The sequence below is a fragment of the Xanthomonas sp. SHU 308 genome, from assembly GCF_000364645.1.
Taxonomy (GTDB): Bacteria; Pseudomonadota; Gammaproteobacteria; order Xanthomonadales; family Xanthomonadaceae; genus Xanthomonas_A; species Xanthomonas_A sontii.
In genome coordinates this window covers 1-11,462 of record NZ_AQOK01000792.1, presented here as the reverse complement: position 1 = coordinate 11,462, position 11,462 = coordinate 1, and the positions used below count along the sequence as shown (strand labels likewise).

10 protein-coding genes and 5 tRNA genes are annotated in these 11,462 nt (G+C 66.6%); 13 read left to right on the top strand and 2 right to left on the bottom strand.

What is annotated here, in order from left to right:
• Window positions 1-998, bottom strand: a 998-nt coding sequence (locus D588_RS0120910) for a M48 family metalloprotease (RefSeq protein ID WP_017917388.1), incomplete at its 3' end; no start/stop codon positions are given.
• A gap of 153 nt (window positions 999-1,151) precedes the next feature.
• On the opposite strand from D588_RS0120910, the gene grxC reads away from it, so the two are divergent.
• From grxC to D588_RS0120895, 3 genes are all read left to right on the top strand, one after another.
• On the top strand, window positions 1,152-1,463 hold the full coding sequence (gene grxC / locus D588_RS0120905; protein ID WP_017907836.1) for a glutaredoxin 3: 312 nt from the start codon (window positions 1,152-1,154) through the stop codon (window positions 1,461-1,463).
• Entirely contained in the window at window positions 1,460-1,870 is a 411-nt protein-coding gene (locus tag D588_RS0120900) for a carboxymuconolactone decarboxylase family protein (RefSeq protein ID WP_017917387.1), read from the top strand. The genes grxC and D588_RS0120900 overlap by 4 nt, the downstream gene beginning before the upstream one ends.
• A gap of 164 nt (window positions 1,871-2,034) precedes the next feature.
• On the top strand, window positions 2,035-3,042 hold the full coding sequence (locus tag D588_RS0120895; RefSeq protein WP_017917386.1) for an isocitrate dehydrogenase: 1,008 nt from the start codon (window positions 2,035-2,037) through the stop codon (window positions 3,040-3,042).
• Window positions 3,043-3,186: 144 nt separating this feature from the next.
• On the opposite strand, the gene D588_RS0120890 is transcribed toward D588_RS0120895, so the two are convergent.
• Window positions 3,187-3,987 (bottom strand): Bax inhibitor-1/YccA family protein, encoded by an 801-nt coding sequence (locus D588_RS0120890; protein ID WP_017917385.1) that lies wholly within the window; start codon window positions 3,985-3,987, stop codon window positions 3,187-3,189.
• A gap of 153 nt (window positions 3,988-4,140) precedes the next feature.
• Here D588_RS0120890 and D588_RS0120885 point away from each other — a divergent pair.
• From D588_RS0120885 to D588_RS26905, 10 genes are all read left to right on the top strand, one after another.
• Window positions 4,141-4,217: transfer RNA gene (locus D588_RS0120885), tRNA-Pro, on the top strand.
• A gap of 44 nt (window positions 4,218-4,261) precedes the next feature.
• Window positions 4,262-4,338 (top strand) — tRNA-Arg (locus tag D588_RS0120880).
• A 34-nt stretch (window positions 4,339-4,372) separates the two neighbouring features.
• Window positions 4,373-4,449: transfer RNA gene (locus D588_RS0120875), tRNA-His, on the top strand.
• A 76-nt stretch (window positions 4,450-4,525) separates the two neighbouring features.
• Window positions 4,526-4,601, top strand: a tRNA-Lys gene (locus tag D588_RS0120870).
• Window positions 4,602-4,690: 89 nt separating this feature from the next.
• Window positions 4,691-4,775 (top strand) — tRNA-Leu (locus tag D588_RS0120865).
• 190 nt (window positions 4,776-4,965) lie between these two features.
• Complete coding sequence (gene tig, locus D588_RS0120860) at window positions 4,966-6,261, top strand: trigger factor (protein WP_017917384.1); 1,296 nt, start codon at window positions 4,966-4,968, stop codon at window positions 6,259-6,261.
• Window positions 6,262-6,402: 141 nt separating this feature from the next.
• Window positions 6,403-7,029 carry an ATP-dependent Clp endopeptidase proteolytic subunit ClpP gene (clpP, locus tag D588_RS0120855; protein ID WP_017907831.1) on the top strand — a complete coding sequence of 209 codons (627 nt, stop codon included), beginning with the start codon at window positions 6,403-6,405 and terminating at the stop codon, window positions 7,027-7,029.
• Between the two features lie 128 nt (window positions 7,030-7,157).
• The gene (gene clpX / locus D588_RS0120850) at window positions 7,158-8,444 is read left to right on the top strand and encodes an ATP-dependent Clp protease ATP-binding subunit ClpX (protein WP_017907830.1); all 1,287 of its coding nucleotides are present in this window, start codon (window positions 7,158-7,160) and stop codon (window positions 8,442-8,444) included.
• A 177-nt stretch (window positions 8,445-8,621) separates the two neighbouring features.
• Window positions 8,622-11,090 carry an endopeptidase La gene (gene lon, locus D588_RS0120845; protein WP_017917383.1) on the top strand — a complete coding sequence of 823 codons (2,469 nt, stop codon included), beginning with the start codon at window positions 8,622-8,624 and terminating at the stop codon, window positions 11,088-11,090.
• Between the two features lie 229 nt (window positions 11,091-11,319).
• Window positions 11,320-11,462 (top strand): HU family DNA-binding protein (locus D588_RS26905; protein WP_017917382.1); only part of this gene is annotated, 143 nt, incomplete at its 3' end.

Sequence of the window (11,462 nt, the reverse complement as noted above, 5' to 3'; positions counted from 1 at the left end):
CTAACCCCCCCCAGCCGCTCGCGGGCCCATTCGAACTGGCCGCTGGGGCCGCGCGCGTAGTTGGCGAACGGCAGTTGCAGGCCGCCGGGCAGCAGCGGGTTGCTGGGCGCGCCCAGCGGCTGGCTCAGCGACACGTCGTTCGGATCGACGCGCTCCTTCAGGGTGCCGCCGGGCACGCTGGTGGTCAGGGTCAGGGTGTTCTTCTTCATCTGCTCGGCGCGCTCGCGGGCCTCGCTGATGCGGGTGGTGGTGACCGGGTGGGTCATCAGGAAGTCGGGGGTGCTGTAGCCGCCCTGGTTGCCGCGCATCGCCAGCGACATGCGCTCGAAGAAGCCGGCCATCGCGTCGACGTCGTAGCCGCTGCGCGCCAGGGTGCGGATGCCCAGACGGTCGGCCTCCGATTCGTTGGAGCGGGTGTAGTCGATCTGCCGCTGCTGCATCAGCCCCAGGCCGCTGGCGATCGCCGCCTGGGTGGCGTCGCCGCTGGAGCGCCCGCCGGCCTGCTGCGCCGCGACCACCGCGGCGAGCATGCCGAGCAGGATCGGGATCTGGTCGCGCTGCGCCCGCTCGACCCCGCGCAGCACGTGCTGCTGGGTGACGTGGGCGATCTCGTGCGACAGCACCGCGGCCACCTCGTCCTCGCGCTCGGCGGTCAGCACCAGCCCGGCGTTGACCGCCACGTAGCCGCCGAGGGTGGCGAAGGCGTTGATCTGGCGGTCGCGCAGCATGAAGAAGGTGAACTTCTGCTGCGGCTGGTCGCTGTTGGCGCCGAGCCGGGTGCCCATGGTCTGCAGCCAGTCGTCGATCAGCGGGTCTTCGAGCACGTAGCCGTAGCTGCGCAGCTCGGCCAGCATCATCTTGCCGTACTCGGCCTGGCGCGCCGGGGTCAGCAGCTCGCCGGCCGAGGAGCCGATGTCCGGCAGCTTGTTCTCCTGGGCCGGCGCCACGGCGCAGGCGGTGGCCAGGGTGATCGCGAAGGCGAGCGGCAGCAGGCGCAAGACAGGCTCCAGGGGGGGGGGCAGGCGGACGCCGGGTGGCGGCCGGGACGACGGTGAATCCGGGATGATTCGCAGTGTTGCGGCAGCGGCCTCGAAAATCCACCCGGCCGCTACCATAGTGGCTTGGACCTTCTACACCGCCCGGAGTTTCCCGTGGACAACCCAACTGCCGACACCGGCCACGCCGGCGGCCCGCCGATCACCCTCTATTCCACCGCGATCTGCCCGTACTGCGTGGCGGCCAAGAACTTCCTCAAGAGCAAGGGCCGTACCTGGAACGAGGTGCGGATCGACCTGGACCCGGCCGAGCGCGAGAAGATGGTCGCGCTGGCGCGGCGCACCAGCGTGCCGCAGATCTTCGTCGGCGACGTCCACGTCGGCGGCTACGACGACATGATGGCGCTGCACCGCGCCGGCAAGCTGGAGCCCTTGCTCGACGGCCACGCGCCCGAGGCGCAGGCATGAGCGGCGCCGCGACGGGCGAGGGCGGCGCCTCCGGGCAGGACCGCGTCCGCGAGTTCACCGAGTTCCGACAGCGCATGAACCAGCGCATCCTGGCCGAGCCGAACCAGGTGGTGCGGCGCTTCTTCGCGCTCGACACCCAGACCTACCAGGCCGGCGCGCTGGACGTGAAGACCAAGGAACTGCTCGGCCTGGTCGCCTCGCTGGTGCTGCGCTGCGACGACTGCATCAGCTACCACGTGGCCCAGTGCAAGGAGGCCGGGGTCAGCCGCGAGGAGTTCTTCGAGACCTTCTCGGTGGGTCTGGTGGTCGGCGGTTCCATCGTGATCCCGCACCTGCGCCGCGCCGTGGACTTCCTCGACACGCTGGAGGCCGGCGCCGCCGCCCCGGCGCAGCACGCGCACGACTGAGCCCGCTTCGGGCTGCCCCGATGGCCACCGGCGCCCGCGCCGGCGGCCGTCCGGTTTTGGGCGCCTTCACCGGCTTCGGGCATAATTACCGCTGAAACCTCCTTGCGCCTGCAGCCCCGGTTCCCGGGCGGCGCTCCCCCCTCTTGTACGGAAACCGCAACCCTATGACGCAGACAATCACGGTCATCCGTGGCGATGGCATCGGCCCGGAGATCATGGACGCCACGCTGTTCGTGCTCGACGCGCTGAACGCCGGCCTCACCTACGAATACGCCGATGCGGGCCTGGTGGCGCTGGAGAAGCACGGCGACCTGCTGCCGGCCGCCACGCTGGAGTCGATCCGCAAGAACAAGGTGGCGCTGAAGAGCCCGCTGACCACGCCGGTGGGCGAGGGCTTCAGCTCGATCAACGTGGCCATGCGCCGCCAGTTCGACCTGTACGCCAACGTGCGTCCGGCCAAGTCGTTCCCCAACACCAAGTCGCGCTTCGGCGCCGGCGTGGACCTGATCACCGTGCGCGAGAACACCGAAGGCGCCTACCTGAGCGAAGGCCAGGAAGTGTCCGCCGACGGCGAGACTGCGCTGTCGATGGCCAAGGTGACCCGCAAGGGCTCCGAGCGCATCGTCCGCTACGCCTTCGACCTGGCCCGCGCGACCGGCCGCAAGAAGGTCACCGCGGTGCACAAGGCCAACATCATCAAGTCCACCTCGGGCCTGTTCCTGAAGGTGGCGCGCGACGTGGCGGCGAACTACCCGGAGATCGAATTCCAGGAAATGATCGTCGACAACGCCTGCATGCAGCTGGTGATGCGCCCGGAGCAGTTCGACATCATCGTCACCACCAACCTGTTCGGCGACATCCTGTCGGACCTGTGCGCCGGCCTGGTCGGCGGCCTGGGCCTGGCACCGGGCGCCAACATCGGCGTGGACGCGGCGATCTTCGAAGCCGTGCACGGCTCGGCCCCGGACATCGCCGGGCAGGGCAAGGCCAACCCGTGCGCGCTGCTGCTGGGCGCGGCGCAGCTGCTGGACCATATCGGCCAGCCGCAGAACGCCGAGCGCCTGCGCAACGCCATCGTCGCCACGCTGGAAGCCAAGGACGGTCTGACCCCGGACCTGGGTGGCAGCGGCAACACCATGGGCTTCGCCCAGGCCATCGCCAGCCGCCTCTGAGCGGCCGGAAGATCGCAGAAAAAAGAAAGGGCGCCCCAGGGCGCCCTTTCTTTTGCTCGGAAACTTGTCTGAAGCCAAGCCCGCTCATCGATCAAGGGGAGTTCGCTTTTACGATTCCCCAATCCCGATTCCCGACTCCCGGCTTCAATTCCGCGACTGCAGCTTCGACAGCAGGCGCAGGAACTCCAGGTACAGCCACACCAGGGTCACCATCAGGCCGAACGCGCCGTACCACTCCATGTACTTGGGTGCGCCCTGTTCGACGCCGCTCTCGATGAAGTCGAAGTCCAGCACCAGGTTCAGCGCCGCCACCACCACCACGAACAGGCTGAACAGGATGCCGACCGTGCCGGAGGCGTGGATGTAGGGGATCTGGATGTTGAAGAAGCCAAGCACCATCGTGGCCAGATACACCAGCGCGATGCCGCCGGTCGCCGCGACCACGCCCAGCTTGAAGTTCTCGGTGGCCTTGATCATGCCGCTGCGGTAGGCGAACAGCATCGCGAACAGGGTGCCGAAGGTCAGCAGCACGGCCTGCAGCACGATGCCGTTGAAGCGCACTTCGTACATCGCCGAGATCGATCCCAGGAAGAAGCCTTCCACCAGCGCGTACAGCGGCGCGGTGATGGGCGACCATTCCTTCTTGAAGATCGTGATCAGGGCCAGGATGAAGCCGCCGATCAGGCCGCCCAGCGCGTAGCCGGCCACGCCAGGAGCGATCATCGCGTTGCCCGCGGCATCGATCGAAACCGACTGGCTCCAGGCGAATACGGCGGTGAGTGCTGTCAGCATCAACAGGATGCCGGTCTTGTTGGCGGTACCGTTCAGGGTCATCGCACCGCTGTCGCGCGCGACGACCGTGCCGTTGCCGGGCGAGACCACGTTGCCGCTGTGCAGATCGAGGAAGGTGGATTCCTTCAGGGCGGGGTTGCCGCTGCGAAGCATGCTGTTTTCTCCTTCAAAATGGCTCTCGGCCGATGCCGATGGCAAGCCGTGAGCATAGCGCAGGCGATGTTGCGTGCATGCGACGTTGACAGCGGGCCGCAAGCTTCCCACAATAGCCGACCTTTCCGGCCTTGGCCGCGAGGGATGTTCCGCCGGGGTATAGCGCAGTCTGGTAGCGCGCCTGCTTTGGGAGCAGGATGTCGGGGGTTCGAATCCCTCTACCCCGACCAATCCGATGTCCAACGGCGGAAAGGAATGCGACAATCCAGCCAGGGCGCCCGTAGCTCAACTGGATAGAGCACCGGCCTTCTAAGCCGGCGGTTACAGGTTCGATTCCTGTCGGGCGCGCCACATGGTGCCGGGCAGGAGATGCAAGGTTTCAATGGTGGCTGTAGCTCAGTTGGTTAGAGTACTGGATTGTGATTCCAGATGTCGGGGGTTCGAGTCCCCTCAGCCACCCCATTGATCGCGTGACCCGATGCTTCGCGGGGTGTTGCAACGAAGCAAAAAAGCACATAGAATGTGCGACTCAGTTTCAGGGCCGTTAGCTCAGTTGGTAGAGCAGTTGACTCTTAATCAATAGGTCCAAGGTTCGAATCCTTGACGGCCCACCAAAACAAAAGGCACCTGCTCCGGCAGGTGCCTTTTTCTTTGCCGGCCGGCCTGCAACAATGTGCCGGCAGGCGCCTTCCGGCGCCGCAGCGCGAAAGTGGCGGAATTGGTAGACGCCCTGGTTTTAGGTACCAGTGCCGCAAGGCGTAGGGGTTCGAGTCCCCTCTTTCGCACCATCCAGCCCCCGATGGCCCCTTGTGGCGATGGCGGGTTCTGCGTCGCCACGGCGGCCTCCCGGCCCTGCGCTGGCAGGCGCCGCGGGAATAGGCGAAACTATCCGGCTGCGGCGGCTGTCCCGTGCCCGCGCCAACCCGTACTTTTCTACATCGTGCCGAGAGCCGTGGGCTCCCGGTGGCAGGAGTCCACATGCAAGCTTCGATCGAAACCACCGGTACCCTGGAACGGCGTCTGACCTTCACCCTGCCGGAGGATCGCCTGGAAACCCATGTCGGCGGCCGCCTGCGCGAAGTCGCGCGCACCGCGCGGATCAAGGGCTTCCGTCCGGGCAAGATTCCGGCCAAGGTGATCGAGCAGCGGTTCGGGCCGCAGATCCGCGCCGAGGCGCTGGACGGCCTGCTGCGCGAGACCTTCGACTCGGCCGTGCGCGAGCACGAACTGCGCCTGGCCGGCAACCCGCGCATCGACCGCGCCGGCGACAACGAGCTGCAGTTCGTGGCCACCTTCGAAGTGGTGCCTGACTTCGGCGACATCGACGTGTCCAAGCTGCAGGTGATCCGCCACACCGCCGAGGTCACCGACGCCGACATCGAGCAGATGATCGAGAACCTGCGCCTGCAGCGTCGTACCTGGCAGCCGGCCGCGCGTCCGGCGCAGGACGGCGACCTGGTGACCCTGGAGACCTGGTCGCAGGTCGGCGACGAGCGCCTGCCGGCCGAGGGCGTGGAGAAGGGCAGCAGCGTGATCGGCTCGGGCGTCATGTTCCCGGCGATCGAGCAGGGCCTGGTCGGCCTGTCCAAGGACGAAGAGAAGACCCTGACCGTCGACTTCCCGGCCGACTGGCGCGTGCCGCAGTTCGCCGGCAAGCAGGTCCAGGTCCATGTGAAGGCGGTCGACGTCGCCGCGCCGGTGCTGCCGGACGTGGACAAGGAGTTCATCAAGAGCTTCGGCGTCAAGAGCGGCGATGCCGAGCAGTTCCGCAAGGACATCCGCATCAACCTCGAGCGCGAGCTCAAGGGCGCGCTGATGAACCGCCTGCGTCGCGAAGTCGGCGAGCAGCTGATCGCCGCCTACGCCTCGGTCGAAATGCCGCCGCGCCTGGTCGAGAACGAAGCGCGCGCCATGCTGGCGCAGCAGGTCGAGCAGATGCGCCGTTCCGGCCGCGACCCGGGCCAGGTGCCGGACGACGCCCACCAGGGCTTCATGGACGCCGCGCGCAAGCGCGTGCTGGTCGGCCTGCTGGTCGGCGAGGTCGCCCGCCGCAACGAACTGCGCCTGGACCCGAAGCGGGTCTCGGAGACGCTGCGCCTGATCGCCTCGACCTACGAAGAGCCCGAGCAGGTCATTGAGATGTACCGCAACGATCCCCAATTGATGGGGGGACTGCAGAGCCGTGTGATGGAAGAGCAGGTGATCGACTGGATCGCCGAGCGCGCCCAGCATACCGAGCAGGCGATGTCGTTCCAGGACGCGATCCGTCAATAAGACGGCGCGTCGCCGCGTTGCGCAGCCGACCTGCGCGGCGCGGATCCCGTTTCACCTCCCCGCGGCGGCGGGGCGCAACACGATGCGAAGCCCTGCACACCCCCGTGCAGGGACGGACCCCGAGCAGCAGGAGATCACCGCGTGGACAATGTGACCAAGGCCTTGAATCTGGTTCCGATGGTGGTCGAACAGACCAGCCGCGGCGAGCGCGCCTACGACATCTATTCGCGCCTGCTGAAGGAGCGCCTGATCTTCCTGGTCGGCCCGATCGACGACCACATGGCCAATGTGATCGTGGCTCAGCTGCTGTTCCTGGAAGCGGACAATCCGGAGAAGGACATCAGCATCTACATCAATTCGCCGGGTGGCGTGGTCACCGCCGGCATGGCGATCTACGACACCATGCAGTACATCAAGCCGGACGTGAGCACCATCTGCGTCGGCCAGGCCGCCTCGATGGGCGCGCTGCTGCTGGCGTCGGGCGCGGCCGGCAAGCGCTATGCGCTGCCGAACTCGCGGGTGATGATCCACCAGCCGCTGGGCGGCTTCCAGGGCCAGGCCACCGACATCGACATCCACGCCCGCGAGATCCTGACGCTGCGCGCGCGGCTGAACGAAATCCTGGCCAAGCACACCGGCCAGTCGCTGGAAACCATCGCCCGCGACACCGAGCGCGACAACTTCAAGAGCGCCGTCGACGCGCAGGCCTACGGCCTCGTCGACCAGGTCCTGGAGCGTCGTCCGGATGAGTCCATCCAGCCGGCATAAGGCTTGCATGTACTGCAAAACGCAGCGTATTCCGCAGGGCCGGGGTCGGGCTAGCGTCCTCCCGGCCCTGTGCTATTCTCGAAATCGAACCCCCGTTCATCGGGTGGGGTAACTGGGTAAGCGAAGCAATGAGCGAAGACCGGCAAGGCCGTTCCGGCGACAGCAACAAGATCCTGTACTGCTCGTTCTGCGGCAAGAGTCAACACGAGGTCCGTAAGCTGATCGCCGGGCCCAGCGTGTTCATCTGCGACGAATGCGTCGAGTTGTGCAACGACATCATCCGCGAGGAGCTCGAGGAGAAGGCGCAGTCGGCACGCAGCAGCCTGCCCAAGCCGCGCGAGATCCTGGAAGTGCTCGACCAGTACGTGATCGGCCAGCAGCGCGCCAAGCGCACGCTCGCCGTGGCCGTGTACAACCACTACAAGCGCATCGAGAGCCGGCAGAAGAACGACGAGGTCGAACTGGCCAAGTCCAACATCCTGCTGGTCGGTCCGACCGGCTCGGGCAAGACGCTGCTGGCCGAGACGCTGGCGCGCCTGCTCAACGTGCCGTTCACCATCGCCGATGCGACCACGCTGACCGAGGCCGGCTACGTCGGCGAGGACGTGGAAAACATCATCCAGAAGCTGCTGCAGAAGTGCGACTACGACGTCGACAAGGCGCAGCAGGGCATCGTCTACATCGACGAGATCGACAAGATCTCGCGCAAGAGCGAGAACCCGTCGATCACCCGCGACGTGTCCGGCGAAGGCGTGCAGCAGGCGCTGCTGAAGCTGATCGAAGGCACGGTCGCCTCGGTGCCGCCGCAGGGCGGGCGCAAGCATCCGCAGCAGGAATTCCTGCAGGTGGATACCAAGAACATCCTGTTCATCTGCGGCGGCGCGTTCGCCGGCCTGGACAAGGTGATCCAGCAGCGCTCCAACGACGCCGGCGGTATCGGCTTCGGCGCCAAGGTGAAGAGCTCCGAGCGCAAGCGCGAGGTCGGCAAGATCCTGGCCGACGTCGAGCCGGAAGACCTGATCAAGTTCGGCCTGATCCCCGAGTTCGTCGGCCGCCTGCCGGTGGTCGCCACGCTGGAGGAGCTGGACGAGCCGGCGCTGATCAAGATCCTGACCGAGCCCAAGAACGCCATCACCAAGCAGTTCAAGAAGCTGTTCGAGATGGAAGGCGTGGAGCTGGAGTTCCGCCAGGACGCGCTGCTGGCCATCGCCAAGAAGGCGCTCAAGCGCAAGACCGGCGCGCGCGGCCTGCGCACCATCGTCGAGTCGGTGCTGCTGGACACGATGTACGAGCTGCCGTCGCAGGAAAACGTCAGCAAGGTGGTGGTGGACGAGTCGGTGATCGAGCACAAGTCCGAGCCGTACCTGATCTACCAGACCCCGCCGGCGGCGCCGAAGGTCGCCTCCGCGGAGTGACCCGGGCGGGCGGTGCGCGGCGACCCCGTCGCGCGCCCCGTGCCTGCCGGTAAGTCGCTGAAACATAAAGGGGTTATGCGCTCCCCTTGCATCGTCCAGCCGATGGCCCCATAACGGGGCCATCGGCGTTTTTATGGCCGCCCGCATCGCGTTCCCGCCTCCCAAATCGGAATCCTCATGGCCCAGTCCCAATCCGAAGTCCTCGACCTGCCGGTCCTGCCGTTGCGCGACGTCGTGGTCTTTCCGCACATGGTTATCCCGCTGTTCGTCGGTCGCGACAAATCCATGCGCGCGCTCGAGCACGCGATGGAGGCCGACAAGCGCATCCTGCTGGTCGCGCAGAAGTCCGCCGAAACCGACGACCCGGCGGCGGCCGACTTGTACAACGTCGGCACGCTGGCGCAGGTGCTGCAACTGCTGAAGCTGCCCGACGGCACCATCAAGGTGCTGGTCGAGGGCCTGTCGCGGGTCAGCGTCGACAAGGTCGCCGAGCGCGACGGCGCGCTGCAGGGCGAAGGCCGCGAGATCGATGCCGCCGAATCGCGCGAGGAGCGCGAAGTCGAGGCGATCGCGCGCTCGCTGATGTCGCTGTTCGAGCAGTACGTCAAGACCAACCGCAAGCTGCCGCCGGAGCTGCTGCAGACCCTGTCCGGCATCGACGAGCCCGGCCGCCTGGCCGACACCATCGCCGCGCACATCGGCGTGCGCCTGGCCGACAAGCAGCGCCTGCTGGAAACCCTGGAAGTGGGCGAGCGCCTGGAGATGCTGGTCGGCCTGGTCGACGGCGAGATCGACGTGCAGCAGCTGGAGAAGCGCATCCGCGGCCGGGTCAAGTCGCAGATGGAGAAGAGCCAGCGCGAGTACTACCTCAACGAGCAGATGAAGGCGATCCAGAAGGAACTGGGCGACCTCGACGACGCGCCGGGCGAGCTGGAGGAGCTGGCGCGCAAGATCGCCGAGGCCGGCATGCCCAAGCCGGTCGAGACCAAGGCCAAGGCCGAACTCAACAAGCTCAAGCAGATGTCGCCGATGTCGGCCGAAGCCGCGGTGGTGCGCAACTACCTCGACTGGCTGCTGGGCGTGCCGTGGAAGAAGCGCAGCAAGGTGCGCAAGGACCTGAAGGTCGCGCAGGAAACCCTCGACGCCGATCACTACGGCCTGGAGAAGGTCAAGGACCGCATCCTCGAGTACCTGGCGGTGCAGTCGCGGGTGAAGCAGATGAAGGGGCCGATCCTGTGCCTGGTCGGGCCGCCGGGCGTGGGCAAGACCTCGCTGGGCCAGTCCATCGCCAAGGCCACCAACCGCAAGTTCGTGCGCATGTCGCTGGGCGGCGTGCGCGACGAGGCGGAGATCCGCGGCCATCGCCGGACCTACGTCGGTTCGATGCCCGGTCGCATCGTGCAGAACCTCAACAAGGTCGGCAGCAAGAACCCGCTGTTCGTGCTCGACGAGATCGACAAGATGTCGATGGACTTCCGTGGCGATCCGTCCTCGGCGCTGCTGGAAGTGCTCGATCCCGAGCAGAACAACGCCTTCAACGACCACTACCTGGAAGTGGACCTGGACCTGTCCGAAGTGATGTTCGTGGCGACCTCCAATTCGCTGAACATCCCCGGCCCGCTGCTGGACCGCATGGAAGTGATCCGCATCCCCGGCTACACCGAGGACGAGAAGCTCAACATCGCCGCGCGCTACCTGGTGCCCAAGCAGCTCAAGGCCAATGGCCTGAAGCAGGACGAGCTGGAGATCGGTGCCGACGCGATCCGCGACATCGTGCGCTACTACACGCGCGAATCCGGCGTGCGCAACCTCGAGCGCGAAGTGGCCAAGATCTGCCGCAAGGTGGTCAAGGAGATCGCCCTGGCCGGTCCGCAGCCGGCCGCCCCGGCGAAGAAGGGCGCAGCGAAGAAGGGCGCCGCGCGCAAGGACAAGGCGCGCGTCAGCGTCGGCTCGAAGAACCTGGACAAGTACCTGGGCGTGCGCCGCTACGACTTCGGCCGTGCCGAGGAGCAGAACGAGATCGGCCTGGTGACCGGCCTGGCCTGGACCGAGGTCGGCGGCGATCTGCTGCAGATCGAATCGACCCTGGTCCCGGGCAAGGGCGCGGTGATCCTGACCGGCCAGCTCGGCGACGTGATGAAGGAATCGGCGTCGGCCGCATTGTCGGTGGTGCGTTCGCGCGCCGAGCGGCTCGGCATCGAGGCGGACTTCCTGCAGAAGCACGACGTGCACCTGCACGTGCCGGACGGCGCCACGCCCAAGGACGGCCCCAGCGCCGGCATCGCGATGGTGACCTCGCTGGTGTCGATGCTGACCAAGGTGCCGGTCAAGTCGGAGGTGGCGATGACCGGCGAGATCACCCTGCGTGGCCGCGTCTCGGCGATCGGCGGGCTCAAGGAGAAGCTGCTGGCCGCACTGCGCGGCGGCATCCGCACCGTGCTGATCCCCGAGGAGAACCGCAAGGATCTGGCCGACATCCCGGAGAACGTCACCCGCGATCTGAAGATCGTGCCGGTGAAGTGGATCGACGAAGTGCTGGATCTGGCACTGGAGCGTCCGCTCGCGCCCAAGCCCGCCGCCGACGCCGAACAGGCGCCGTCGCGGCGCAAGCAGAAAGCATCCTCGAACCCGCGCGTCAAGCACTGACGCGCGCTGAACCGCACCCGCGCAAACGGCTCAAACCCGCGCCGTTGTTGGCTTTTCGGCTTGCGCGGGTATGGGCCCGCTGGTATAAATGCAGCGCTTGCGAGCACCGCGAACGGGCGTGCTTGGTAGTGCAAAACATATCCATCGGGGTCTCGCCCAGGCGAGGCAGGCCACGCCGACACCCGATCCTCAATCCGCGGTCTTCTGCCGCACATGGAGTCATCAAGAAATGAATAAAGCCGAACTGAACGACGCGATCGCCGCTGCCGCCGATATCTCCAAGGCCGAAGCCGGTCGTGCCATCGACGCCTTTGTGTCGGAAGTGACCAAGGCCCTGAAGAAGGGCGACAGCGTCACGCTCGTGGGCTTCGG

What these genes read in the sequence shown, in the direction of transcription:
- D588_RS0120900 (WP_017917387.1), top strand. Translation starts at nt 1,460, where the DNA reads ATGAGCGGCGCCGCGACGGGCGAGGGCGGCGCCTCCGGGCAGGACCGC.
- D588_RS0120895 (WP_017917386.1), top strand. Translation starts at nt 2,035, where the DNA reads ATGACGCAGACAATCACGGTCATCCGTGGCGATGGCATCGGCCCGGAG.
- D588_RS0120890 (WP_017917385.1), bottom strand. Translation starts at nt 3,987, where the DNA reads ATGCTTCGCAGCGGCAACCCCGCCCTGAAGGAATCCACCTTCCTCGAT.
- tig (WP_017917384.1), top strand. Translation starts at nt 4,966, where the DNA reads ATGCAAGCTTCGATCGAAACCACCGGTACCCTGGAACGGCGTCTGACC.
- clpX (WP_017907830.1), top strand. Translation starts at nt 7,158, where the DNA reads ATGAGCGAAGACCGGCAAGGCCGTTCCGGCGACAGCAACAAGATCCTG.
- lon (WP_017917383.1), top strand. Translation starts at nt 8,622, where the DNA reads ATGGCCCAGTCCCAATCCGAAGTCCTCGACCTGCCGGTCCTGCCGTTG.